Source organism: Salmonella enterica subsp. enterica serovar Typhimurium str. LT2, from assembly GCF_000006945.2.
Taxonomy (GTDB): Bacteria; Pseudomonadota; Gammaproteobacteria; order Enterobacterales; family Enterobacteriaceae; genus Salmonella; species Salmonella enterica.
The window spans coordinates 2,995,614-3,019,748 of the sequence record NC_003197.2; the positions used below are offsets into that span (position 1 = coordinate 2,995,614).

At 50.1% G+C, this 24,135-nt stretch carries 26 protein-coding genes and 26 other annotated features; of the genes, 11 read left to right on the forward strand and 15 right to left on the reverse strand.

Features of this window, described 5'->3' with window-relative positions; translation table 11 throughout:
• Window positions 1–11: 11 nt before the first annotated feature.
• The 4 genes from hycD to hycA all read right to left on the reverse strand — a co-directional run bounded on the left by hycD (window position 12) and on the right by hycA (window position 3,993).
• The gene (hycD, locus tag STM2850) for a hydrogenase 3, membrane subunit (RefSeq protein NP_461771.1) occupies window positions 12–948 on the reverse strand. Within the gene, window positions 12–935 belong to an annotated coding region; the region does not span the whole gene.
• The gene (hycC, locus tag STM2851; RefSeq protein ID NP_461772.2) for a hydrogenase 3, membrane subunit occupies window positions 938–2,777 on the reverse strand. Within the gene, window positions 938–2,764 belong to an annotated coding region; the region does not span the whole gene. Before hycC ends, hycD begins: the two co-directional genes overlap by 11 nt.
• Window positions 943–948, reverse strand: a ribosome-binding site (putative RBS for hycD; RegulonDB:STMS1H002915). (Overlaps the previous gene by 6 nt.)
• Window positions 2,764–3,384, reverse strand: a protein-coding gene (hycB, locus tag STM2852) for a hydrogenase-3, iron-sulfur subunit (protein ID NP_461773.1). Within the gene, window positions 2,764–3,372 belong to an annotated coding region; the region does not span the whole gene. Before hycB ends, hycC begins: the two co-directional genes overlap by 14 nt.
• Window positions 2,772–2,777 (reverse strand) — a ribosome-binding site (putative RBS for hycC; RegulonDB:STMS1H002916). It overlaps the preceding gene by 6 nt.
• Window positions 3,379–3,384 (reverse strand) — a ribosome-binding site (putative RBS for hycB; RegulonDB:STMS1H002917). It lies within the gene hycB.
• A gap of 133 nt (window positions 3,385–3,517) precedes the next feature.
• Window positions 3,518–3,993, reverse strand: a protein-coding gene (gene hycA / locus STM2853) for a transcriptional repressor of hyc and hyp operons (RefSeq protein ID NP_461774.1). Within the gene, window positions 3,518–3,979 belong to an annotated coding region; the region does not span the whole gene.
• Window positions 3,988–3,993 (reverse strand) — a ribosome-binding site (putative RBS for hycA; RegulonDB:STMS1H002918). (Overlaps the previous gene by 6 nt.)
• A 123-nt stretch (window positions 3,994–4,116) precedes the next feature.
• Window positions 4,117–4,139 (forward strand) — a protein binding site (putative binding site for FNR, RegulonDB: STMS1H000157).
• 41 nt (window positions 4,140–4,180) lie between these two features.
• Window positions 4,181–4,186 (forward strand) — a ribosome-binding site (putative RBS for hypA; RegulonDB:STMS1H002919).
• On the opposite strand from hycA, the gene hypA reads away from it, so the two are divergent.
• The 6 genes from hypA (at window position 4,181) to fhlA (ending at window position 10,174) form a co-directional block, all read left to right on the forward strand.
• Window positions 4,181–4,545 (forward strand): guanine-nucleotide binding protein in formate-hydrogenlyase system gene (gene hypA, locus STM2854; protein NP_461775.1). Within the gene, window positions 4,189–4,545 belong to an annotated coding region; the region does not span the whole gene. (Overlaps the previous feature by 6 nt.)
• Window positions 4,323–4,347 (forward strand) — a protein binding site (putative binding site for FNR, RegulonDB: STMS1H000175). Its footprint overlaps the gene before it by 25 nt.
• Window positions 4,546–4,601: 56 nt before the next feature.
• Window positions 4,602–4,607, forward strand: a ribosome-binding site (putative RBS for hypB; RegulonDB:STMS1H002920).
• The gene (gene hypB, locus STM2855) for a hydrogenase-3 accessory protein (RefSeq protein NP_461776.1) occupies window positions 4,602–5,486 on the forward strand. Within the gene, window positions 4,614–5,486 belong to an annotated coding region; the region does not span the whole gene. It overlaps the preceding feature by 6 nt.
• Window positions 5,463–5,468, forward strand: a ribosome-binding site (putative RBS for hypC; RegulonDB:STMS1H002921). (Overlaps the previous gene by 6 nt.)
• The gene (gene hypC, locus STM2856; protein NP_461777.1) for a putative hydrogenase expression/formation protein occupies window positions 5,463–5,749 on the forward strand. Within the gene, window positions 5,477–5,749 belong to an annotated coding region; the region does not span the whole gene. Before hypB ends, hypC begins: the two co-directional genes overlap by 24 nt.
• Window positions 5,738–5,743 (forward strand) — a ribosome-binding site (putative RBS for hypD; RegulonDB:STMS1H002922). It overlaps the preceding gene by 6 nt.
• Window positions 5,738–6,870, forward strand: a protein-coding gene (hypD, locus tag STM2857) for a putative hydrogenase expression/formation protein (protein NP_461778.2). Within the gene, window positions 5,749–6,870 belong to an annotated coding region; the region does not span the whole gene. Before hypC ends, hypD begins: the two co-directional genes overlap by 12 nt.
• Window positions 6,871–6,902: 32 nt before the next feature.
• Window positions 6,903–6,908 (forward strand) — a ribosome-binding site (putative RBS for hypE; RegulonDB:STMS1H002923).
• Window positions 6,903–7,877 (forward strand): putative hydrogenase expression/formation protein gene (gene hypE / locus STM2858; RefSeq protein NP_461779.3). Within the gene, window positions 6,909–7,877 belong to an annotated coding region; the region does not span the whole gene. It overlaps the preceding feature by 6 nt.
• A 205-nt stretch (window positions 7,878–8,082) precedes the next feature.
• Window positions 8,083–8,088 (forward strand) — a ribosome-binding site (putative RBS for fhlA; RegulonDB:STMS1H002924).
• Window positions 8,083–10,174 (forward strand): formate hydrogen-lyase transcriptional activator for fdhF, hyc and hyp operons gene (fhlA, locus tag STM2859; RefSeq protein ID NP_461780.1). Within the gene, window positions 8,096–10,174 belong to an annotated coding region; the region does not span the whole gene. (Overlaps the previous feature by 6 nt.)
• Window positions 10,175–10,235: 61 nt before the next feature.
• On the opposite strand, the gene ygbA is transcribed toward fhlA, so the two are convergent.
• Window positions 10,236–10,594 (reverse strand): putative cytoplasmic protein gene (gene ygbA / locus STM2860; protein ID NP_461781.1). Within the gene, window positions 10,236–10,580 belong to an annotated coding region; the region does not span the whole gene.
• Window positions 10,589–10,594, reverse strand: a ribosome-binding site (putative RBS for ygbA; RegulonDB:STMS1H002925). (Overlaps the previous gene by 6 nt.)
• 161 nt (window positions 10,595–10,755) lie before the next feature.
• Window positions 10,756–10,761: a ribosome-binding site (putative RBS for sitA; RegulonDB:STMS1H002926), on the forward strand.
• Between ygbA and sitA the strand changes: the two genes are divergently transcribed.
• The 4 genes from sitA to sitD all read left to right on the forward strand — a co-directional run bounded on the left by sitA (window position 10,756) and on the right by sitD (window position 14,193).
• Window positions 10,756–11,679, forward strand: a protein-coding gene (gene sitA, locus STM2861) for a fur regulated Salmonella iron transporter (protein NP_461782.1). Within the gene, window positions 10,762–11,679 belong to an annotated coding region; the region does not span the whole gene. It overlaps the preceding feature by 6 nt.
• Window positions 11,668–11,673: a ribosome-binding site (putative RBS for sitB; RegulonDB:STMS1H002927), on the forward strand. Its footprint overlaps the gene before it by 6 nt.
• Window positions 11,668–12,497 (forward strand): fur regulated Salmonella iron transporter gene (gene sitB / locus STM2862; RefSeq protein NP_461783.1). Within the gene, window positions 11,676–12,497 belong to an annotated coding region; the region does not span the whole gene. Before sitA ends, sitB begins: the two co-directional genes overlap by 12 nt.
• Window positions 12,487–12,492, forward strand: a ribosome-binding site (putative RBS for sitC; RegulonDB:STMS1H002928). (Overlaps the previous gene by 6 nt.)
• The gene (sitC, locus tag STM2863; RefSeq protein ID NP_461784.1) for a fur regulated Salmonella iron transporter occupies window positions 12,487–13,354 on the forward strand. Within the gene, window positions 12,494–13,354 belong to an annotated coding region; the region does not span the whole gene. Before sitB ends, sitC begins: the two co-directional genes overlap by 11 nt.
• Window positions 13,338–13,343 (forward strand) — a ribosome-binding site (putative RBS for sitD; RegulonDB:STMS1H002929). Its footprint overlaps the gene before it by 6 nt.
• The gene (gene sitD, locus STM2864; protein ID NP_461785.1) for a fur regulated Salmonella iron transporter occupies window positions 13,338–14,193 on the forward strand. Within the gene, window positions 13,345–14,193 belong to an annotated coding region; the region does not span the whole gene. Before sitC ends, sitD begins: the two co-directional genes overlap by 17 nt.
• 98 nt (window positions 14,194–14,291) lie before the next feature.
• On the opposite strand, the gene avrA is transcribed toward sitD, so the two are convergent.
• The 10 genes from avrA to prgH all read right to left on the reverse strand — a co-directional run bounded on the left by avrA (window position 14,292) and on the right by prgH (window position 21,914).
• The gene (gene avrA / locus STM2865; RefSeq protein ID NP_461786.1) for a putative inner membrane protein occupies window positions 14,292–15,203 on the reverse strand. Within the gene, window positions 14,292–15,200 belong to an annotated coding region; the region does not span the whole gene.
• Window positions 15,198–15,203 (reverse strand) — a ribosome-binding site (putative RBS for avrA; RegulonDB:STMS1H002930). Its footprint overlaps the gene before it by 6 nt.
• Window positions 15,204–15,360: 157 nt before the next feature.
• Window positions 15,361–16,122 (reverse strand): transcriptional regulator gene (gene sprB, locus STM2866; protein ID NP_461787.1). Within the gene, window positions 15,361–16,116 belong to an annotated coding region; the region does not span the whole gene.
• Window positions 16,117–16,122, reverse strand: a ribosome-binding site (putative RBS for sprB; RegulonDB:STMS1H002931). (Overlaps the previous gene by 6 nt.)
• 378 nt (window positions 16,123–16,500) lie before the next feature.
• Window positions 16,501–17,395, reverse strand: a protein-coding gene (gene hilC, locus STM2867; protein NP_461788.1) for an araC family bacterial regulatory helix-turn-helix protein. Within the gene, window positions 16,501–17,388 belong to an annotated coding region; the region does not span the whole gene.
• Window positions 17,390–17,395, reverse strand: a ribosome-binding site (putative RBS for hilC; RegulonDB:STMS1H002932). It overlaps the preceding gene by 6 nt.
• 337 nt (window positions 17,396–17,732) lie before the next feature.
• The gene (locus STM2868; protein ID NP_461789.1) for a putative cytoplasmic protein occupies window positions 17,733–18,191 on the reverse strand. Within the gene, window positions 17,733–18,185 belong to an annotated coding region; the region does not span the whole gene.
• Window positions 18,182–18,866 (reverse strand): putative flagellar biosynthesis/type III secretory pathway protein gene (gene orgA, locus STM2869; protein ID NP_461790.1). Within the gene, window positions 18,182–18,862 belong to an annotated coding region; the region does not span the whole gene. Before orgA ends, STM2868 begins: the two co-directional genes overlap by 10 nt.
• Window positions 18,186–18,191 (reverse strand) — a ribosome-binding site (putative RBS for STM2868; RegulonDB:STMS1H002933). It overlaps the preceding gene by 6 nt.
• Window positions 18,819–19,433 (reverse strand): putative inner membrane protein gene (locus tag STM2870; protein ID NP_461791.1). Within the gene, window positions 18,819–19,418 belong to an annotated coding region; the region does not span the whole gene. The genes orgA and STM2870 overlap by 48 nt, the downstream gene beginning before the upstream one ends.
• Window positions 18,861–18,866: a ribosome-binding site (putative RBS for orgA; RegulonDB:STMS1H002934), on the reverse strand. It overlaps the preceding gene by 6 nt.
• Window positions 19,390–20,148 (reverse strand): cell invasion protein, encoded by a 759-nt coding sequence (prgK, locus tag STM2871; protein ID NP_461792.1) that lies wholly within the window; start codon window positions 20,146–20,148, stop codon window positions 19,390–19,392. The genes STM2870 and prgK overlap by 44 nt, the downstream gene beginning before the upstream one ends.
• Window positions 19,428–19,433, reverse strand: a ribosome-binding site (putative RBS for STM2870; RegulonDB:STMS1H002935). Its footprint overlaps the gene before it by 6 nt.
• The gene (prgJ, locus tag STM2872) for a cytoplasmic cell invasion protein (protein ID NP_461793.1) occupies window positions 20,145–20,456 on the reverse strand. Within the gene, window positions 20,145–20,450 belong to an annotated coding region; the region does not span the whole gene. Before prgJ ends, prgK begins: the two co-directional genes overlap by 4 nt.
• Window positions 20,451–20,456 (reverse strand) — a ribosome-binding site (putative RBS for prgJ; RegulonDB:STMS1H002936). Its footprint overlaps the gene before it by 6 nt.
• Before the next feature lie 12 nt (window positions 20,457–20,468).
• Window positions 20,469–20,718 (reverse strand): cytoplasmic cell invasion protein gene (gene prgI, locus STM2873; protein ID NP_461794.1). Within the gene, window positions 20,469–20,711 belong to an annotated coding region; the region does not span the whole gene.
• Window positions 20,713–20,718 (reverse strand) — a ribosome-binding site (putative RBS for prgI; RegulonDB:STMS1H002937). (Overlaps the previous gene by 6 nt.)
• A gap of 17 nt (window positions 20,719–20,735) precedes the next feature.
• Window positions 20,736–21,914, reverse strand: coding sequence for a cell invasion protein (gene prgH, locus STM2874; protein NP_461795.1), 1,179 nt, complete (start codon window positions 21,912–21,914; stop codon window positions 20,736–20,738).
• Between the two features lie 310 nt (window positions 21,915–22,224).
• Window positions 22,225–22,230, forward strand: a ribosome-binding site (putative RBS for hilD; RegulonDB:STMS1H002938).
• On the opposite strand from prgH, the gene hilD reads away from it, so the two are divergent.
• Window positions 22,225–23,159 (forward strand): regulatory helix-turn-helix proteins, araC family gene (gene hilD / locus STM2875; RefSeq protein ID NP_461796.1). Within the gene, window positions 22,230–23,159 belong to an annotated coding region; the region does not span the whole gene. (Overlaps the previous feature by 6 nt.)
• Window positions 23,160–24,135: the final 976 nt, after the last annotated feature.

Here is a 24,135-nt window from a genome sequence, read left to right on the forward strand (position 1 = left end):
ACTCTCTTAAATCACGCCGCCAGCAAGGAGACGAAGGCTAAAAACGCAAACCCAAAACCGGCCCAGGTCACGCGTGAAGTGGCGCAAAAACGCAGTCGCGCCATGCTGTTTTCAAACAGGGCGATCACCAGTACGCCAACAATCAGCTTGACGACGGCAATCACCAGCGCCAGCAGCAGTCCGCCTGCGCTGAAGGTTTCCATCTGTCCCCACGGCAGAAACACGCCGACGAACATTTGCAACACCACCAGTTGTTTAAGGCTGATGCCCCATTTCAACACCGCAAAGCCGCTACCGCTGTATTCGGTCAACGGCCCTTCCTGCAACTCCTGCTCCGCTTCCGCCAGGTCGAACGGCAGCTTGCCCATTTCGATAAAGGTGGCGAAGGCGCAGGCGCACAGCGCCAGAATCAGCGGAATACTGCGCGCGACAGGCCAGTGATAAATGGTATCGGCGATATTGCTGATATGAGTTGAACCCGCCACCTGCGCGGCGACCCACAGACCCAGCAGCAGAATCGGCTCCACCAGCACGCCGAGCATCGCTTCACGGCTGGCGCCGATCGCGGTGAACGGGCTGCCGGTATCCAGGCCTGCAATAGAGAAGAAGAAGCGCGCGATGGCGAACAGGTAAATCAGGGTGATTAAATCACCCAGTTGCGGCAACGGAGATCCAACGGTGACGACCGGCAGCGCGGTGGCGATAGTCAGCATCACGCCGACCATCACAAACGGCGTCAGGCGAAAAACCCAGCCAGAATCAGCGGGCGCAATACTCTGACGACCGAGCAGTTTGATAATGTCGCGGTACTCCTGCAACACGCCCGGCCCTCGGCGATTGTGTAGACGGGCGCGCACCACGCGAGTAATACCGGACAGCAATGGCGCAACGGCAAATAGCACCAGCGCCTGAATTAACGGATAAAACACACTCATTTTCAGGCTCCTCGTGAAACCACAATCACCACCAGCACCGCCAGCTCAATCAGCGCCAGACGACGGAACAGCACCGCGGCCGCCGCGTTCTGCCAGCCCGGAATCAACGATACCGGGTTGAGCCACTTACGCAGTTTGAGTACCGGGGCAAAGGCCTCTTTCACCGGCATGGCAAAACCGTGCGCGGTAATCACCATCGACTGCTCATGGTCGTAGCCGCACACCCAGGCCGCGCCGCGAGAACGCGACGGCAGACGGTTGCCTTTGAACATCGCCATAATGATGAACGGCAGTAGCGGACAGGCGACCAACAGCAGCGTGATCATCGGCTGCGATACGGTGGTGTGCGCGGTTTCCAGCGGCAACGGTACCGCAGTGGAAATCATCGGCAACAGCCACGGCGCGGCAACCCCGCCCAGTACACAGCAAATCGCCAATGCCACCACGCTGACGCCCATCAGGATCGGCGCGCAGCTGGCATTTTCAGCTTCCTTCGTGCGCGGCGCGCCAAGGAACGTCACGCCATACACTTTCGCCATACACATCACCGCCAGCGCGCCGGTAATCGCCAGGCCAACCGCCAGCAGCGGTCCTAACAGACGACCAACAAACGCACCGCTGTTGCCCAGTTTGAAGAAGGACTGATAAATCACCCACTCGCCGGCAAAGCCGTTCAGCGGCGGCAGCGCCGCCATCGCCATCAGACCGACCAGCATGGCGATAGAAATAACCGGCATCCGTTTACCAATACCGCCCAGTTTTTCGATATCGCGATGACCGGTACGGAACCAGATGCTGCCCGCGCCCAGAAACAGCACGCTTTTGAACAGGCTATGGTTCAGCAGGTGATAGAGCCCGCCGGTCAGACCCAGCGCGATCAGTACCGGCTGATTGAGAGCAATCCCGGTAACGCCTGCGCCCAGACCGAGCAAAATGATGCCGATATTTTCCAGCGTGTGATAGGCCAACAGGCGCTGAATGTTATGCTCCATCAGCGCGTACAGACCGCCGACAAAGGCGGTGATCATCCCTAGCACCAACAGCGCCACGCCCCACCACAGCGGCGCATTGCCGCCAAGCAGAGATAGCGTGAGGATACCCAGCAACCCGATTTTCATCACCACGGTCGAGAACAGCGCGGCGGCGGGAGCGCTGGCGTTGGCGTGCGCCTGCGGCACCCAACCGTGTAGCGGGATAATCCCGGCCAGCAGACCAAAACCGATAACGCCGAGCAGCCAGATATCGGAGCCCAGCGGCAGTTGCTGAGCGCGTTGATCCAGCAGCCCCAGATCCAGCGTGCCGTAGCGCTGCCACACCAGCCAACAGGCGATTGCCAGCAGCAGCGTACCGAGACGGCCCAGCGCAAACCACAGTTTGCCCTCTTTGCTACCGCCGGTGAGGAACACGGCGCAGAGCGCCATGATTTCCGCCATCACCACCATCGTCCCCAGATTACTGGCGACCACGGCGCAGACGGCTGCCGCCATCAGCAGGTTGATTAACAGCCCGTTGGCTTTTACCTGTGGATGGCGATGCCAGTCGATATTGAACAGGCTGACGAACAGACCGCACAGCCCCAGCGTAATCAGCCAGATAGCATTCAGCGGCGTAATTTGCAGCATGTGGCCGGTAAACGGCATCACGCCGCTAACCGTAACGGCGCTGGTCAGCGCGGTGAACCCCGCGCCTGCCGTACACAGGCTGCCGACCGCGCCGCCGATACCGGCAATCCAGCCGCTCAGCGCTTTATGAAACGAAAACAGAAACGCCAGAACGGCGGCGGCGGCAAACCACGCGACGCCGCTAGTAATCAGTGAAAGTGAACTCATTATGCATCCCCACTCTGAGCCTGCTGAAACAAGGTGAGATCGCCAAAATCGGTATTAAACGTCAGCTCACGTTTACGTTTGCTGGCGCGGGCGATATCCGTGTTCTCCACCAGGTGTAGCGCTTTAGTCGGGCACATCCGCACACAGGCCGGGCCTTGCTCGTCAAAGCTGCACAGGTCGCATTTCACCGCGATAGCGCGTACGCCCGGCACCCAGTCGAGCAACGTACTGACGCGCGCAGGCGCTGGCGGCGCGGGCGGCGCTTTCGGCGTATTGGCGTTCGCCGGAATATGCAGCGGACGGCTGCCGGAAAACTCAATAGCGCCAAACGGACAGGCAATACCACACAGTTTGCAGCTCACGCACAGGCTTTCATTAAGCTGGACAGCGCCGTCAACGCGATTAATCGCGTTAACCGGGCATACCGTGGCGCATGGCGCATCTTCACAGTGGTGACAAAGCTGCGGCGCAGATTCTTTTTCATTCAGCATCACTTTCAGGCGCGGCATTGACTGCAGGCCATGCTGGCGATGCGTCTCTGAACAGGCGGCCTCACAGGTGTGGCAGCCGATACAGAGAGTGGAGTCAGCAATTACAAAACGATTCACCAGGCATTCCTCAGGTGATTGTCATTTTTGACGAAAACATGCCGTTGAAATGTCATTTTCGACACTTATCGACACGCCCATCCCCAAAACATTCATGACATGGCGCAACGCCACATCGCGAATCAAAGCGGGCAACGCCTCAGGCTTATACCGCCGGGCTGTGTCCCTTTACCAATTGACGCAAATTAACCGGCGAGTTGGTTTCTACAGCGGTATAGAGGCTGTCGTAAACGCTGGCGATTTTTTCCAGATAGTGCTCCAGCACCTGCTCGCGATCGCGGTTGTTAACCCGTTCATCAACCTTGCCGTCGATATCGAGCTGCGCCTGTGCAATCAATTGTTTATCTTCGCCATCTTTGGTTTCAACGTAGTACTCAATGGTGTGGCTGTTAAAACCATCCGCCAACGCGACGTAAATACGAAAGTGCTCAAACAGGACAAAGCAAAGATCCCTTTCCGGCGCGCAGCTCATTGCGTGATGCAGGCGCGCTTTCGAGAGGGTGATCCCCTGAACCAGCGAGTTGCAGTAAATATGCCACTGGTCCTGTAGGCGACGATGCCGTTGCGCGATGTAATCGGCCTTTTCGCTTATTTCCCAAATAGTCATGTCAGGTTACCCGTTTAACAGAGATGCCTGCGTTAAGCATTTTCCATGCCAATTTTTAACTTATTGTTTTTAATGGCAGACGCGCACAGTTACTGCCGTTTCGACGCGGTGACGACATGTCATTTCGTCATCGTCGACATTAACCTGCCAGGGGATAAAAATATTGGCATAAATATTGCTTTACAGGGGCAACCACTACGGGAGGCGATATGCACGAAATCACCCTCTGCCAACGGGCACTGGAATTGATTGAACAACAGGCTTCAGCATACGGTGCAAAACGTGTGACAGCCGTCTGGATCAAAATTGGCGCATTTTCTTGCGTGGAAACCAGCGCTCTTTCCTTTTGTTTTGATCTGGTATGCCGCGGCACGATAGCAGAAGGTTGTAAACTGCACCTCGAAGAACAGGAAGCCGAATGCTGGTGTGAGCATTGTCAACAATATGTCACGTTGTTAACCCACCGTGTACGTCGTTGTCCGCAATGTCATAGCGATACGCTGCGAATTGTGGCCGATGACGGCTTACAAATTCGGCGCATAGAGATTGATGAAACTGAAGATTAATGCCGGATAGACGCTCGCGTCGCCATCCGGCAGAAAGCCTGTAACAAGAAAAAGATCAGGAGTAAGCGATGTGTACGACTTGCGGTTGCGCTGAAGGCAACCTTTATATAGAAGGCGATGAACATAATCCGCACTCAGCGTTTCGTAGCGCGCCCTTTGCCCCAGCGGCTCGCCCGGCGCTGAATATTACCGGCATTAAAACGCCTGACTTTGCCCCAAGTCAGACCGCAGAAGGCGATCTGCATTACGGCCACGGCGAAGCCGGAACCCACGCGCCTGGTATGAGTCAGCGGCGGATGCTTGAGGTTGAAATCGACGTGCTGGACAAAAATAATCGTCTGGCTGAGCGCAACCGCGCCCGTTTCGCCGCCCGCCAGCAACTGGTGCTCAACCTGGTGTCCAGCCCCGGGTCCGGTAAAACCACCTTGCTGACTGAAACGCTGATGAAATTGAAAGACCGTGTACCGTGCGCGGTGATTGAAGGCGACCAGCAGACAGTGAACGACGCCGCCCGCATCCGCGCTACCGGCACGCCCGCCATTCAGGTCAACACCGGTAAAGGCTGCCATCTTGACGCGCAAATGATCGCCGACGCCGCGCCGCGCCTGCCGCTGGATGACCATGGTATTCTGTTTATCGAAAACGTCGGTAATCTTGTCTGCCCGGCCAGCTTCGATCTGGGCGAAAAGCATAAAGTCGCAGTGCTTTCCGTGACCGAAGGTGAAGATAAGCCGCTGAAATATCCCCATATGTTTGCCGCTGCGTCGCTCATGCTGCTCAATAAAGTCGATCTGCTGCCCTACCTCAATTTTGACGTTGAGAAGTGCATCGCCAGCGCGCGTGAAGTGAACCCGGAGATTGAAATTATCCTGATTTCCGCCACCAGCGGCGAAGGCATGGATCAGTGGCTGGCCTGGCTGGAGGCGCAGCGATGTGCATAGGCGTTCCGGGTCAAATCCGCGCCATTGACGGCAATCAGGCAAAAGTTGACGTCTGCGGCATTCAGCGCGACGTCGATCTCACATTAGTCGGCAGTTGTGATGAAAACGGTCAGCCGCGTCTGGGTCAGTGGGTGCTGGTCCATGTCGGATTCGCCATGAGCGTCATTAACGAAGCGGAAGCGCGCGACACGCTCGACGCGCTACAAAATATGTTTGATGTTGAGCCGGACGTCGGCGCACTGCTGTATGGTGAGGAGAGATAATGCGTTTTGTTGACGAGTACCGTGCGCCGGAACAGGTAATGCAGCTCATTGAACACCTGCGTGAACGCGCCGCCCTTCTTCCTTACACTGCCGAACGACCGCTGCGCATTATGGAAGTCTGCGGGGGTCATACCCACGCGATTTTTAAATTTGGTCTCGATCAGTTACTGCCCGAAAACGTGGAGTTTATTCACGGCCCCGGTTGTCCGGTCTGCGTGCTGCCAATGGGACGCATCGACAGTTGCGTGGAAATCGCCAGCCATCCGGAGGTGATTTTCTGCACCTTTGGCGATGCCATGCGCGTGCCGGGGAAACAGGGTTCTCTGTTGCAGGCTAAAGCGCGCGGCGCGGATGTGCGTATTGTTTATTCTCCGATGGACGCGCTGAAGCTGGCGCAGGATAACCCGACCCGCAAAGTGGTATTTTTCGGGCTGGGCTTTGAAACCACCATGCCGACCACCGCCATCACGCTGCAGCAGGCAAAACAGCGTGACGTGCGAAACTTCTACTTTTTTTGCCAGCACATTACGCTGATCCCGACGCTGCGTAGCCTACTGGAGCAGCCGGACAACGGCATTGACGCCTTTCTTGCGCCAGGCCACGTCAGCATGGTCATCGGCACCGAGGCGTACCAGTTTATCGCCGCCGATTTTCATCGCCCGCTGGTGGTGGCTGGATTCGAACCGCTTGATCTACTGCAAGGCGTGGTCATGCTGGTTGAGCAGAAAATAGCGGCCCTAAGCCAGGTTGAAAATCAATACCGTCGCGTGGTGCCGGATGCCGGAAACATGCTGGCGCAGCAGGCCATTGCCGATGTGTTCTGCGTTAATGGCGATAGCGAGTGGCGCGGTCTGGGCGTGATTGAATCCTCCGGCGTCCACCTGACGCCGGAGTATCAGCGCTTTGACGCCGAAGCGCATTTCCGCCCAGCGCCGCAGCAGGTCTATGACGATCCGCGCGCCCGCTGCGGCGAAGTGCTGACCGGCAGATGCAAGCCGCATCAGTGCCCGCTATTTGGTAAAACATGTAATCCAGAGACCGCGTTCGGCGCGCTGATGGTCTCTTCCGAAGGCGCATGCGCCGCCTGGTATCAGTATCGTCAGCAGGAGTGTGAAGTTTGAACAATATACAACTCGCCCACGGCAGCGGCGGCCAGGCTATGCAACAGTTGATTAATAGCCTGTTTATGGAGGCCTTTGCCAACCCGTGGCTGGCGGAACAAGAAGATCAGGCGCGTCTGGAGCTGGCGCAGCTGACGGCGGAGGGCGACCGTCTGGCGTTTTCTACCGATAGCTATGTGATCGATCCGCTCTTTTTCCCCGGCGGCAATATCGGCAAACTGGCGATTTGCGGTACGGCGAACGACGTTGCGGTGAGCGGCGCGATCCCCCGCTATCTCTCCTGCGGCTTTATCCTTGAAGAAGGGCTGCCGATGGAGACGTTAAAAAGCGTGGTCAATAGCATGGCGGCGACCGCGCGGGAAGCGGATATCGCCATTGTAACCGGCGACACCAAAGTTGTGCAGCGCGGCGCGGCGGATAAATTATTTATCAACACTGCCGGCATGGGGGCGATTCCCGCCGATATTCGCTGGGGCGCGCAAACGCTGAGCGTTGGCGATGTGCTGTTAGTCAGCGGTACGCTTGGCGATCACGGCGCCACTATCCTCAACCTGCGTGAGCAACTGGGACTGGATGGCGAGCTGGCGAGCGACTGCGCAGTATTAACGCCGCTTATTCAGACGCTGCGTCATATTGACGGAGTGAAGGCATTGCGTGACGCCACGCGCGGCGGCGTGAATGCGGTCGCCCATGAGTTTGCGGCGTCCTGCGGTTACGGTATTGAATTGTCCGAATCCGCACTGCCGCTCAAACCTGCCGTGCGCGGCGTCTGCGAGCTGTTGGGGCTGGATGCCCTGAACTTTGCCAACGAAGGAAAACTGGTGATTGCCGTTGAACGGCAGGCCGCAGATCGGGCGTTGGCGGCATTACGCGCGCATCCGCTGGGACGTGATGCGGCGCTGATTGGCGAAGTCGTGGAACGCAAAGGCGTTCGCTTAGCCGGACTCTATGGCGTGAAGCGAACCCTTGATTTGCCACACGCCGAACCATTACCTCGTATATGCTAGCAGCCTGTTGACAGCATACTGTAAGCCGGATAAGACGCATTTGCGTCGACATCCGGCATTAACGCTGCATGAACGCCTGATGGCGCTTTGCTTATCAGGCCTACGGAGTGTGTGACCAGCGAGTTTGCGGTCAGCCATCCGGCAATAACTTACGACTTATACCTATAATTCATTTACCGTTTTCGCACCGTTTTGCGGTATTTTCCTGGAAAAGCAACATGTCGTATACACCCATGAGCGATCTTGGACAGCAAGGCTTGTTCGATATCACTCGTACCTTATTGCAGCAGCCCGATTTGGCGTCGCTCAGTGAAGCGCTTTCGCAACTGGTAAAGCGTTCAGCGCTCGCCGACAGCGCCGGCATTGTGCTATGGCAGGCGCAGTCGCAACGCGCACAATATTATGCGACGCGAGAAAATGGCCGTCCTGTTGAATATGAAGATGAAACCGTACTGGCGCACGGCCCGGTACGTCGCATCCTTTCTCGCCCCGATGCATTGCACTGTAATTTCCATGAGTTTACCGAAACCTGGCCGCAGCTTGCCGCGAGCGGCCTCTACCCTGAATTTGGTCATTACTGTCTGCTTCCTTTAGCCGCGGAGGGCCGTATTTTCGGCGGCTGCGAATTCATCCGTCAGGAAGATCGCCCCTGGAGTGAAAAGGAATATGACCGTCTGCATACGTTTACCCAAATTGTCGGCGTGGTCGCCGAGCAAATTCAAAACCGGGTAAACAATAACGTCGATTATGATCTGTTGTGCCGCGAACGCGATAACTTCCGTATTCTGGTTGCGATTACCAACGCCGTCCTGTCGCGTCTGGATATTGATGAACTGGTAAGCGAAGTCGCAAAAGAGATTCACCACTATTTCAATATCGACGCGATCAGCATCGTGTTGCGCAGCCATCGCAAAAATAAGCTGAATATCTACTCCACCCACTACCTTGATGAGCATCATCCGGCGCACGAACAGAGCGAAGTCGACGAAGCCGGCACGCTCACGGAGCGCGTCTTTAAAAGTAAAGAGATGCTGCTTATCAACCTCAACGAACGCGATCCGCTTGCCCCCTACGAACGCATGCTGTTCGATACCTGGGGCAATCAGATCCAGACGCTTTGCCTGCTGCCGTTGATGTCCGGCAAGACGATGCTTGGCGTGCTCAAACTGGCCCAGTGCGAAGAAAAAGTGTTTACCACCGCCAACCTCAAGCTGCTGCGTCAGATTGCCGAACGGGTAGCCATTGCCGTGGATAATGCGCTGGCCTATCAGGAAATCCACCGACTGAAGGAACGCCTGGTCGACGAAAACCTGGCGCTCACGGAACAGCTTAATAACGTCGACAGCGAGTTTGGCGAGATCATCGGACGCAGCGAAGCGATGTACAACGTGCTAAAGCAGGTTGAGATGGTGGCGCAGAGCGACAGTACCGTGCTGATTCTGGGCGAAACGGGAACCGGTAAAGAGTTGATTGCCCGCGCCATTCACAACCTGAGCGGACGTAGCGGGCGCAGGATGGTAAAGATGAACTGCGCCGCGATGCCGGCGGGGCTGCTGGAAAGCGATCTGTTTGGTCATGAGCGCGGCGCGTTTACCGGCGCCAGCGCGCAGCGGATTGGCCGTTTCGAGCTGGCGGATAAAAGCTCGCTGTTTCTGGATGAAGTGGGCGACATGCCGCTGGAGCTACAGCCTAAGCTGCTGCGCGTCCTTCAGGAGCAAGAGTTTGAACGTCTCGGCAGCAATAAACTGATCCAGACCGACGTGCGGCTGATCGCCGCGACTAACCGCGATCTGAAAAAAATGGTCGCCGATCGCGAATTCCGTAACGATCTCTACTATCGGCTGAATGTTTTTCCGATCCAGCTTCCTCCGTTGCGCGAACGTCCGGAAGATATTCCACTACTGGTCAAAGCGTTCACTTTCAAAATCGCCCGCCGAATGGGGCGTAATATCGACAGCATTCCCGCCGAAACGCTGCGCACGCTTAGCAGCATGGAATGGCCGGGGAACGTTCGCGAGCTGGAGAATGTCGTCGAGCGCGCCGTGCTGCTGACGCGCGGCAATGTGCTACAACTGTCGCTGCCGGATATTACCGCCGTAACGCCCGATACCTCGCCTGTTGCGACTGAAAGCGACAAAGAAGGCGAAGATGAATATCAGCTTATTATACGCGTGCTGAAAGAGACCAATGGCGTAGTGGCTGGACCAAAAGGCGCGGCGCAGCGTCTGGGGCTTAAACGAACCACCCTGCTGTCGCGTATGAAGCGATTGGGTATTGATAAAGACGCGTTAGCGTAACGGGTTGCCGGATCTGATCCGGCCTGGAGATGATGCGCGCCGTAGGCCTGGCGCTTCCCCTTCACTTCTTGCGCTGATATTTTTCCGGCAATTCCGGAACGGGGCGCTTATCGTCGATAAGGTGCCGCACGGTCAGGACAGGATGCCGCCAAAGCATTCGCGGACCTGCCCAACGCATAATCTGCTTCATCTCCTCGCGTTTAGCCGGCTGATAGCAGTGCACCGGGCACTGCTTACAGGCGGGTTTTTCCTCGCCAAATACGCATTTATCAAGACGTTTTTGCGCGTAGGCGAACAGCGCGTCGTAATGCCCCTGCACCGTTGACGCCTGTGGGCACTGGCTTTCATACAGCGCGATCATTTTTTTGATCGTCAGTTTTTCACGAGCGATACGTTTACCAGGCATCGTGCTCTCTCCGAACATTAAGGTGTATTTATTTTACACCTTATCCCTCTTTAGCACTATCACTGCATATTGTCGCCATTTCGCAAATAAGAATTATTTTCATTTATCCATACCTTGTGCTATATAACATAGCAAAGGCTATATTCGATGATTAATTAACCACATTGTTGCGAGGGATACTATGACGAATCTACATCGTCTGAAAACACTCCTGATTGCCGGTATTGTCGCGATACTCGCGCTATCGCCAGCCTATGCAAAAGAGAAATTTAAAGTTATCACCACGTTTACCGTTATTGCCGACATGGCGAAAAACGTGGCGGGCGACGCAGCGGAAGTCAGCTCGATTACCAAACCCGGCGCTGAAATCCATGAGTATCAGCCAACGCCCGGCGATATTAAACGAGCGCAGGGGGCACAGCTTATCCTCGCGAATGGTCTGAACCTGGAGCGATGGTTCGCCCGCTTTTATCAGCACCTTTCCGGCGTGCCGGAAGTCGTCGTCTCCACCGGCGTCAAACCGATGGGCATTACCGAAGGCCCGTATAACGGTAAACCGAACCCGCACGCCTGGATGTCGGCAGAAAACGCGCTGATTTATGTCGATAACATTCGCGACGCCCTGGTGAAGTACGATCCGGATAATGCGCAGATCTATAAGCAAAATGCCGAACGCTATAAAGCGAAAATTCGCCAGATGGCCGATCCGTTGCGTGCCGAACTGGAAAAAATTCCCGCCGATCAGCGCTGGTTGGTCACCAGTGAAGGCGCGTTCTCTTACCTGGCGCGCGATAACGACATGAAAGAGCTTTATCTCTGGCCAATTAACGCCGATCAACAGGGGACGCCAAAACAGGTGCGTAAAGTGATTGATACCATTAAAAAGCACCATATTCCCGCCATCTTTAGCGAGAGTACGGTTTCCGATAAACCGGCCCGTCAGGTCGCGCGTGAATCCGGCGCGCATTATGGCGGCGTGCTGTATGTCGATTCTCTGAGCGCCGCTGACGGCCCTGTGCCAACCTATCTGGATCTGCTGCGCGTCACGACCGAAACCATCGTCAACGGCATTAACGACGGACTGAGGAGTCAACAATGAGTCAATCTGCGATTACCGTTGATCAAGTCACGGTGACGTATCGCAACGGTCATACCGCCCTACGGGACGCCACTTTTCAGGTGCCTGGCGGTTCAATCGCCGCGCTGGTAGGCGTAAATGGTTCCGGTAAGTCTACGTTATTTAAAGCGTTAATGGGCTTTGTGCATCTTGCGCAGGGCGATATCACTATCCTGCAACAGTCAGTCAACAAGGCACTGAAAAAAAACCTCATTGCTTATGTTCCGCAATCGGAAGAAGTGGACTGGTCATTTCCGGTGCTGGTAGAAGATGTGGTGATGATGGGACGCTACGGCCATATGGGCTGGCTACGCCGTCCCACTGCGCATGATCACGCCTGTGTTGACGCCGCGCTGGCGCGGGTGGATATGCAGGAGTATCGTCACAGGCAGATTGGCGAGCTGTCCGGCGGGCAGAAAAAACGTGTGTTTCTTGCCAGGGCCATCGCTCAGGATGGACAGGTGATCCTGCTGGATGAACCTTTTACCGGCGTGGATGTAAAAACCGAAGCGCGAATCATCGATCTACTGCGGGAACTGCGCGATGAAGGCCGCACGATGCTGGTCTCAACGCATAATCTCGGCTCCGTCACCGAGTTTTGCGACTATACGGTAATGATTAAAGGAACCGTACTGGCCAGCGGCCCTACCGAAACCACGTTTACCGCCGCGAATCTGGAACAGGCGTTTAGCGGCGTTCTACGTCATATCGCGTTAAGCGGAGGTGAAGAGCACATCATCACCGATGACGAGCGCCCCTTTATTTCCCGGCGCGTGGCCAGCGGAGGAAAATCGTCATGAACTGGCTTGTTGAGCCGTTTGGCTACCAGTATATGCTCAACGCGATGTGGGTCTCCGCGATGGTGGGCGGTCTGTGCGCGTTTCTCTCCTGCTATTTGATGCTCAAAGGCTGGTCGCTCATTGGCGATGCGCTATCTCACTCTATTGTGCCTGGCGTCGCTGGCGCCTGGATGTTAGGGCTGCCCTTCTCGCTCGGCGCGTTTCTTTCCGGCGGACTGGCGGCAGGCAGTATGCTCTTTCTTAACCAACGCTCACGCCTGAAAGAAGACGCGATTATCGGGCTTATCTTCTCCTCTTTTTTTGGCGTCGGCCTTTTTATGGTGTCGCTCAATCCGATGTCGGTGAATATCCAGACGATTATTCTCGGCAACGTGCTGGCGATCGCACCAGCGGATATTGCGCAACTGGCGATTATCGGCGCAGTCTCGCTGACGATTCTGCTGTTAAAGTGGAAAGATCTGATGGTCGTCTTTTTCGATGAAACCCATGCGCGTTCTATCGGGCTTAATCCGGGTCGACTAAAGCTGTTGTTTTTCACTCTATTGTCCGTCTCTACCGTGGCGGCCCTGCAAACCGTTGGGGCGTTCCTGGTGATCTGTCTCGTCGTCACGCCGGGCGCGACGGCCTGGTTACTCACCGACCGTTTTCCACGTCTGCTCATGATTGCCGTCGTGATTGGCAGCCTGACCAGTTTTCTGGGCGCATGGCTTAGCTACTGGCTGGATGGCGCCACGGGTGGAATTATTGTCGTCATGCAAACCTTACTGTTCATCACAGCCTTTATTTTCGCCCCGAAACACGGTCTGTTAGCCAACCGTCGACGCGCCCGCCTGCAGAAGGAGCCGACATGTTCTTAACAACGTTACTGGAACCCTTTCAGTTTGATTTTATGGTGAACGCCCTTATGGTTTCGGTCATTGTGGCGATTCCCTGCGCCTTACTGTCCGTGTTTTTAGTGTTAAAAGGCTGGGCGTTAATGGGCGATGCAATGAGTCATGCGGTATTCCCCGGGGTCGTGCTGGCATATATTGTGGGGATCCCCCTGGCGATTGGCGCTTTCATTGCCGGATTATTTTGCGCTATCGCCACCGGCTATCTGGACGATAACAGCCGCATCAAACGTGATACGGTGATGGGCATCGTCTTTTCCGGGATGTTTGGCGCAGGTCTGGTGCTCTATGTTTCTATTCAATCGGAAGTGCATCTGGATCACATCCTGTTTGGGGATATGCTGGGCGTATCGCTGGGGGATATCGTACAAACGTCAGTTATTGCACTGGGTATTGCGTTAATCATAGGGCTGAAATGGAAAGATCTCCTGCTACACGCTTTTGACCCGCACCAGGCGAAAGCCAGCGGGCTGAATACCACACTACTGCATTATGGCCTGCTATGTATGATTGCGCTGACTATCGTCGCCACGCTGAAATCGGTGGGCATTATTCTGTCAATCTCACTGCTTATCGCCCCCGGCGCAATTGCCATTTTGCTGACGCGACGCTTTGCGCGCGCGCTGGGATTAGCGGTGAGTCTGTCAGTTATTACCGCTTTTGCGGGCGTTTATCTGTCTTTTTATCTTGATAGCGCGCCAGCGCCGACCATCGTGGTATTATTTGCCATCGTGTTTATTGCGGCATTTATTTACGCAACATGGCGCGACAGGCGTAATGAAATCGTACCAGAGGCGCAAGGTTAACACTTTTTTGCCTGCTATTCAGGAAACATACGGTCATAATATAGAGTAGTCTTATGGCGCTGGAAGGATTTCCTCTGGCAGGCAACCTTATAATTTCATTACGGTTTAAGTAAAGACTTATATTCAGCTATCCTTTTTTTATGAGCGGATATAGAGAGTTTTTTATCGTTTAGCATAACGGCATTGTTATCGAATCGCTCATAAAGCGTTTCATTCTTTTTGTTTACTATACTGCTTCCCGCCGCCGGATTGGCCTCCACATATTCATTTAATCGTTGTGCGCCTTGAGTATGTTTGTAAAAACTCACCGGCAGATAGCGGTCTGCTTTATCGGACGGGAGAAAAGGTTCTTCACCACACAGACGTTCACAAATATTATCTTCATGAATTTTTACTAAGTTCATAAATTCAAGCTGAAGTTTTTTGGCGAGCGCCAGGCTAAAAATACCGCATTCAGAAGAGCTTCGTTGAATGTCCAGCTCGACCATAGCAAAATAACAATCAGGCAGTTGTTCACGTTCAAGAGCTGCTTTGGTCCTCAACGCCAGTAAAGCAGGTCCAAAAGCGCTACACGCTGCTGGTTCGAACAAAATCACCGATGTCTTTCCGTCCATAACTCTAAAATCGACGACTGAAATATGGATACCTGAACTTCCCATATTTACGAGAAATCGGGCAGATTCAACGCCTTCCATTCTGGTCTCCTTTATAGAGGAAACAAGCTCATGGACTGACATAACAAATTTAAGATTTAACTCTGGATACTTCTTATTGGCCTGTGCAACAAGAAAAGGCATCATTTCGAGATCGGTTTCCTCGTAACTGATATGAATCCAGCTGCCATCTATAATTTCACTTTCCAGACGCTCAACAATACAGGTCAATGCTTCGGTGTTTAGCTCCCCGCTGACGTCAGGCTGAGGCGATAAACTCGCCCCCATATTACGAGTCGTAGGACTTAGCATACTTTTCCCTCCACATGATAGCTCCTGCACCGAAAATATCATCTTTAACTTTTCAGATTTAATATATTGCCTGCAAAAATATGCCTCAATGATTGAGCCAGGCTACCAACCACCTCCGGATGATTATATATAAGAATTACTACTCAAAAAATCTTTTTTATAATAAAAGCTCAACACATGGTCATAAATGATAAAAAATATTTTAATTCATTCCTACCGCAATCGGTAACGCGCAATTATCGTCAGGTACAGCAGGGTTATGTGCAAAAGCAGTGCGCTGTAAATGCGCGTCTAGTTTCAGTCCCCGGAACAGCGATAGCGGTGAAGAGTCCATCCCCAAACGATACATAACCTTCTTACGATAAATACTGACGGTTTTTGTTCCCAGACCAAATTTTTTCGCCAGTTCAATTGCCGGATGTCCGGAGGATAATAATATCAGCAGCGCATATTTCGCCTGCGTGACACCGGGAGGTAGATTCCACCAGGCGTATTGATTGATATTAAACAATACCTCTTCCGGCGTCTCGCCGGCATTAAAAGCATACGTAGCAGCCACGGTTTTCTTTTGTGGCCTGTGGCAGAAACGCAGCCAGGCTTCCGGAAGACGGAGCTTCTCTCGCTCCGAGCGGATAGCGCAGGATAGTTCGTCTTTTAAAACATAATCCATAACGCCAAAATATTGCAGCACACAGCGATCGATATAATACAAGCGATCTGCCACTACCAAAACTTTACGGTTCTGCAACCGCGTCAGCAACGCATGAAAAAGATAAACATGCTCATGCGGGTTCAAAGCTAAAATCAGCCCGGCGTCCGGCATATCGGATAGGGAATGCAAAAGTGCAGTTAATGAGTTACACGTTTTAACGCACTTTTCCGGATATTTTTGCTTAAAAATAGACTGTAGGGCATAACAATTAGTCCAGTTAATACCGTATATAATTACATTTCTCATTTATTTATCCTTTTTTGAAAACTGACCACAGCTTCGGTAATGATTTTTCTTCCTGGGCGACTACTGCGCAAGTAGATAACGCCTTCTTACTACAAAGGTAATAAGACCAGATACGTTATTACATGCGCAATGTCGTTACCGAAATGAATTCCTTTTACAAATCTGATAATGATTAAATTTGCTGTTTTACTTTACTGTAATCTCTTAGAGTACAACGATTGCCCGGCGCCTGGTGGCCATGTATGTCTGACAATGAACGCTTTCGATTCCCTTTCATTAACTACATATCACTGGTGTAGCGATACTGAAATATACACTACGATTAAAAAAATATTTGGTATCTGTAACGCAAACAGATAGTAACGTTTAAAATAATTTCACAAATCAATGGTTCATTGTACGCATAAAGCTAAGCGGTGTAATCTTAAAATGCCGTTTAAAAATAGCGATAAAATAAGAAGGCGTATCATAGCCACACATCGTCGCGACTTGTGAAATATTTCCAGCCCCCATACGTAATAATTTTATAGCCTGATTCATACGAGCATCCAGGTATATTTTACTAAAACTCACCTCTTCAGCGGCCAGTTTTCGCTTCAGACTTGATACGCTCATAAACAGCTTTCCTGCCACCTCAGCCTGTGACCATTTGCGGGTGAGATCGCTGATAATAATGTTATAAACTTTCTCTTTTGTCGTAATTTTTATTGCTCGCTCAAGGAAATCAAACCCACCGGGCTTACGTACAAATGCCGATATAAGATACATCAATGAGAAATATGAATAATCATGATCATCAATACTCACATTACTACAAACCCGTGGACATGCCACACCATGCAAAATAGAGTCAAAAGTATCACTCATCCCTGGCAACAAGTCCGCATGAAAAAAATACTTTGGTTTCGTTTTTAATGATAGCTCTCGATCATTATAGTTTCTTGTACTGTAAAAAACTTTGTAGAATTTTTGCATTAAGTCATAGGAAACTTCCAGTGAAGAAAAATCAATATGCCCTTCTATTTCGCTCATACTAAGCGTGATTGTTTGATCTTTTTCCAATAAAAATAAACACGGCGCAGATCGTTCGATGAACTCCCCAAATTCGTTTTCAATTCGCAAACTGCCTTTATTAAGTTTAAACAATAAGCAGTTTGCGACATAATAGTCTCTTACGTCAGCTAATCCATTTATTAATGGAAATTTGTTCGGCTGTTGAAGGTGATTATTGCTAATGGCCTCAACTGATTTATTCATTGAAGGCAATACCATATTTTATCCTGTGTGCTATAAGGAACTCAAAATCGTTATATTCTTATAAACAAATAATTAAAACTCACAGAGATGATTTAAATCCGATTTTTTTATTATTATAGCCAATAATTACATTCCAACGCGCGTTCATTTCGTCACAAAAAGATACCCTTACAAACTTTATGCACAATTTTGTAATGAAAGCTTACAATATTAATATAATCATTTCAGAATAAAACGGCTGGCAGACATCTTAATAATCCATATACATCAATAAGATAGACACACTGGCATGGTGCATTTTCTGCATTATTTGCTGATATATACACCATACCTTATCACAAATCGCCAGCAATGGGGGTTCACCAGTCAATTGCCTCTTTGTTTTCCCCGCCCGATAAAATAATCTCCTGCATCCAGGAGGTCATTTGTGACTGTGCGTTCATTGAACCAACTAATACCCCGTTTAAAGCCTCATATAAATGGGTGCCCGGTTCAACTTTTGCTAACATGTTTTGTAGCATAGCCGTTTGCTGCTCAAAAGAAACAAAAGCCGAATCACCACTGTTAGGATCTTTGAAGGCATTCATCTCTTGATAAATGCTATCTTTAAGCGTTTCAGAAGAGGCTGACTCAGGAAGCGCCAAAAGTCGTTGGTAGAATGCATCATAAAGATCAACGTCGCCGCCATTGCTTAAAGGCGCGCTATCCATATTATTCAGCATAGCGGCCCTGGCACTCAACGAAACCACACCCGTCGCTTCAGTATCTGCTGTCGGGACCAAATAAGAAGTCGGAATCGTACCCGGTATCACCTTATAACCTCCGCTTGCGTTTTTGTCTTCCATTCATCAATAAGTGCGTTAATGGCGTTATCAGAAATTGTCCGGCAGTCTTGTGGAAGTTCATCAAGATGATGCTTAATGACGCCTACTGCCGTTTCAACAAATTGTTCAGGTGAAAATTCTGCGATCTGATCGCCGCAACTCATGATAAAGCGCTGTTCCTGGTGATATTTAAGATTAAAAGTGCCTGGCCAGTTCTCCATAAGCAACACCATCAGTTTTTGGTGATCTTTTTTCGCATTAACTGGCAGTGTTAAAAAAAGTTGCCCCTCAGGCTTATCGAAATCCCTTAGCCACTCATCCAGGACGGTTAAAAGCGTTTCGGGATGGTCGACCGCAGCTGAAAATAACTCGCGGGCATAAATCTGTATTTTTTCCATCCACTTCCAGGCCATTGTCTGATTATCAGTAAGATAAGCGGCGACCTGCTGTAACGCGTCTATCATTCCCTGCTCGTAACCTTCCTGATAGGCGTACATCCGCAAGGTCTTTGCCTCTTCTTCCGCCTCTCGCAAAATACGCTTAGCCCGTTGATGCGCCTGCTGTTCTAATCTTTCAATAGAGAAATAACGTTCCAGCGTTTTACGCTTTATCAGTATCCCCTCAACAGGCGAAAGCGGGGACGGTATTGGGATATTTTTGAGCATATTGTAAGGCCAGTAGCAAAATTGACATTTCTACAGCATCCTGCTTCAATGCCTCCTCAATAAATGGAGGAAAAAGCAAAGGAAAACGCTGTGCTAAAGATTCAGGTAAAAATTCATTTAGGGCATTTAACTGTGCATACCCGACGCTAAGTAAAAACCGGTGATTCGGCGCCTTATTGCAGACAGATAAACTTGTTCCCTGATGCATTGCCAAAAATGCTTGCGCCCAATCCGGCAGGCCAAGCAAGGCTCCCTGCCTTGCCAGATCGGCTCTCAGTTTATGGCAACCGAGTAAATACGCTACTTGCGGCAGTCGGCGCCACTGACGCAGCCACAGCTGCGTCAGTGAGTTTTGAATACACTCCTTTTCTCCGTTCTTAAGCCGCCATGCCGCCAGTATTAACTCATTTGCCGCCGCCCTGGCGGCGGGTCTGACAATCATTTCCGGCGCTATCTGCAACCGCTGAGGATGGATATACGATAACGGATCAAAAATGATTCTTTGCCAGATAATGGGTAATGGCTGCCTATTCATTTGACGATTTCGCCTTATCATCAGCCGTTATGCCTTTCTTATTGCGGGCATAATGGTTTTTGTAATACCAGACGCCAAAGCCTGCTGACATCACGGATAACAAAATAATCAAAACAATCCAACTGGTTGCAAAAGAATTACGTTTTACTGGTGTGCCGGGAGCCTGTAATTGGGCATCAGAACGTTCTGACAACACAACAGAAATGTTGTCATAATCCACATCGGCAAAACTATTCTTTAAGAAACGCTTGATATCGCTGATCTGATGCGCAAGCGGCGAACCTCGTTCATATACGGCTAATGCCGACAGATGAACAGGTTTTGGCGGGCGGCCATTTTCACCAGCATCAATATCATAACTAATATGGACCCTGGCGGAGAGCACGCCCTCCATCGTCTGTAATGACTGTTCCAGTCGCTGTTCAATAGCCGAATATAACCTGGCCTTTTCAGCTCGCGGAGACGATACCAGCGAATCCGCCGGGAACATCTGCGCTATTTCCACCCGTGGCCGGGGAGGAAGCTGATAAGTTTTAATCCAGTACACCGCAGCGGTAAAATCAGGCTCAGCAACGGTAATGCTATAGCCCAATTTTCCGCTATCAATTTTATTCGCCTCTATATTGTGCATTTGCAGAACGGCAATGACCTCATTAGCCTGTTCCTGGTCCAGTCCTTTTAAAAGATCCTTATCCTTACAGCCGGCAAGGGTCATTACCAGCAGAAAAGTATATAGATATCGACGAATCATGAGCGTAATAGCGTTTCAACAGCCCCGACTCCTTTACGAGTAAGGGTACTGACCATAGAAACATACAGGTTATAATCTGAAATCATCTCTTGCGAAATAGCCAGCTCTTTAGGATCCGTCACCAGATTAGGGTCCTCAATCCTGTTGGTAATCGTCTGTTTATCCACAGCCGTGGCAATCGCCGAACCAGAAAAAGCCTGGAGTAGCCGGTCATCCAGCGAGACAATGTCCGTTTCCATAGACCTGATATTGACCGCCTGCCCTATAACGGCATTCTCAGGGACAATAGTTGCAATCGACATAATCCACCTTATAACTGATTAACGGAAGTTCTGAATAATGGCAGCATCAATATCCTTAAAGACTTTTACCGTGTTCGATTGCGCGTTACGGTACAAGTTATATTCCGAGAGCTTACTCTGATACGCCGCCAGTAGCGCCGGATCGGAGGGTTTTGCTGCTAATTTATCCAGCGCCTCTGTTACCTGCGTTTGTAGATTATCAACGCCCGTATCAAATTTTGCTGAGACGTCATCCAGATAGCCTGACCAAGGTGTTGCCATAATGACTTCCTTATTTACGTTAAATTAAAGTGGGCTTGGGAAATACCAATGGCCTGGGCTCATTTTGATATAACCTTCCGCCCCGTACTGAAATGAGCGCCCCTTGAGCCAGTCATCTTTTAATTCGATCGCAAACTGCACATAGCGTCCTCCCCATGTGCGGTAATAGCTATCGACAAATTGACGGGCTCTGAGTATTTCTACATCATCGAGCGCCCCCTGAATAACAAACGTTACGCCCCCCTTATGATTCCTGCGGGAATAAGGTAACGCCTGCTGTTTTAGCCCCGCTTCCGCCTGGCCTGCTGCGGTAACATCGTCCATCAACGTGATGTTAACCGAATCCGCGTAAGGCATTAGCGCTCTCAGCTTTTGACTTAACACCTCGAGCTCTTTCTTGCTCATCGTGTTTCGCTGGCGGCTTAGCCAGAAAACGGGTTTACGCGGCTCATCGAAATGAATCCGATAATAAGCCAGCTGCGGATAATAGGTATCCAGCCAGATAGAGATACGCTTATTTTCTTCGTTTTCGTTAATCACTCGCGCATTTTTATCATAATCGCCCCTCGCTAAAACCTGACGAGCCCACAACGTATCTCTTTCATTTTGCGCAGCGACATAGAGCATTTTGTCCCGGCCTGGCAACACCTGAAAACGCTCCTTCTCCTGCCCCAATAACGAATCGAGCTCTGCGGCCTGCCGCTGCGGCGAGTTAAGTATCCATAACGTCCCCACAGTCCCAATTCCCAATATAAAAAACCCGGCCAGTGCTGCTACAATTCCGTTTTTAAAACGCGGCTCGTTCTTTTTTGCAGACGTTTCTAACTTCTCAGGCTGCTCGGGCACCCACGGCTCGCTTTCCGGGCGAATCAGGATAAGCAATTCACCGACCTGTATTGGCGTATTTAATTGCACCGAACGAGATTCAGAATTTCCTTCTTTCAGCTCATGGAGTATAATTTCGGTCGCATCCGTATCCACCTGGATTTCAAAATTTACTCCGCCATGGTCCAGCGGGATAAAAAAGCTATCGGCAGGTATATCAGGGAGTTGACCTGAAGCAGTGAGCGCATCACTCTGACCTACCACAAAGAGTGTTCGGCCTGTCAGCAATGGAAACTCACAGCCGTTCAGTGAGCTGTTAAGTAATCGAACTATGTATGGCCCTGGGCTTGTTATCGTCTTCTCTTTTGATGTTTCCATATATACTGTTAGCGATGTCTGTCGTTCTCGATAGCAGCAGATTACCGCACAGGACACAGGGATTCCTGATGAAAATAGAATGAAAAGTGAGAAATAAAATCAATTTATTCTGTATAATGCGTCTCAACACATATTAAAAGAACCATCATCCCCATTGGGGCTTAAACTACTGTAGATAAATTACCCAAATTTGGGTTCTTTTGGTGTAACAATCAGACCATTGCCAACACACGCTAATAAAGAGCATTTACAACTCAGATTTTTTCAGTAGGATACCAGTAAGGAACATTAAAATAACATCAACAAAGGGATAATATGGAAAATGTAACCTTTGTAAGTAATAGTCATCAGCGTCCTGCCGCAGATAACTTACAGAAATTAAAATCACTTTTGACAAATACCCGGCAGCAAATTAAAAGTCAGACTCAGCAGGTTACCATCAAAAATCTTTATGTAAGCAGTTTCACTTTAGTTTGCTTTCGGAGCGGTAAACTGACGATTAGCAATAATCACGATACGATTTACTGTGACGAACCTGGGATGTTGGTGCTCAAAAAAGAGCAGGTAGTTAACGTGACGCTTGAAGAGGTCAATGGCCACATGGATTTCGATATACTCGAGATACCGACGCAACGACTTGGCGCTCTCTATGCACTTATCCCAAACGAGCAGCAAACCAAAATGGCGGTACCCACAGAGAAAGCGCAGAAGATCTTCTATACGCCTGACTTTCCTGCCAGAAGAGAGGTATTTGAACATCTGAAAACGGCGTTCTCCTGTACGAAGGATACAAGCAAAGGTTGCAGTAACTGTAACAACAAAAGTTGTATTGAAAATGAAGAGTTAATTCCTTATTTTCTGCTGTTCCTGCTTACTGCTTTTCTCCGACTCCCGGAGAGTTATGAGATCATCCTTAGCTCGGCTCAGATAACGTTAAAGGAGCGCGTTTACAACATTATATCTTCGTCACCCAGTAGACAGTGGAAGCTTACGGATGTTGCCGATCATATATTTATGAGTACGTCAACGCTCAAACGGAAACTTGCAGAAGAAGGTACCAGCTTTAGCGACATCTACTTATCGGCAAGAATGAATCAGGCAGCAAAACTTTTACGCATAGGCAACCATAATGTTAATGCTGTAGCATTAAAATGTGGTTATGATAGCACGTCCTACTTCATTCAATGTTTCAAAAAATATTTTAAAACTACGCCATCGACATTCATAAAAATGGCGAACCATTAACATTTTTTGTATCTGTCACTTAAGTAAAGATTTTTATTAAAATTGTAATAATTTAAAATTCAGACTGCGCATTAACACGCTCTATCAGGATGGGAGGCTATTCAATATCATTGTTCTGTCCGGAAGACAGCTTATACTGATATCTATGGTAATTTAAAGTAAGGCTGATTATATAACACGATTTTTGTGAACTTGTCATCGCTATGATGACTGGTAAAACGATATTGCCTTATTCACAGCGTAAGAATTCGTCCAGATGACACTATCTCCTTCCGGCTTTAACCCTGTGGATTAAGGCCGGCATTTTATTCATATTTATACATCATCCGTTCCCTCTGAGAACTATTTGCCTGAACGGTTTATACCGAAACAGTCACGCTTGTTAGCTTTCTGCCAGGCATACCTCCTCTCTTCCTCCTGATATCGATATAATGCCTGGAGCCAGCCTGAGGATGATACTGCTCATAACCCTCCTGCCTTTTTGACGCTATAACTGAAGGGAGTAAAGAAAAGACGATATCATTATTTTGCAAAAAAATATAAAAATAAGCGCACCATTAAAAACAGTCTTTCATTTATATTTTGGAACCTAAGACAAATTACACTCTTAAACTTTCAACGAATGGTCATTTAGTGGAAATCTTCGAGAAAAATGGTTCTGATGGTGTAATTATCAGACCATTAACCATGAAGATATAATAAGCAGCATTTACACCCCAAAAAAATGCAGTAAGATAGCTACAAAACTAATCTCTATTGCAATGAGGCCAAGTTAAATATGTAAATATTTAGATGCCCGGCGCTGACTCTCTCTGCACCAGGATATACGGCAGCGTCCATTCGATAATCACAGTTAGTTATAACAATATTATTACCAACATGTCAGTTATTTAAAGCACAGGCATAAGCTAAATAATCAAATGTTAAAAACATATAAACCCGAGCCCGTAGAATATGACATTAAGCTCATAATAAA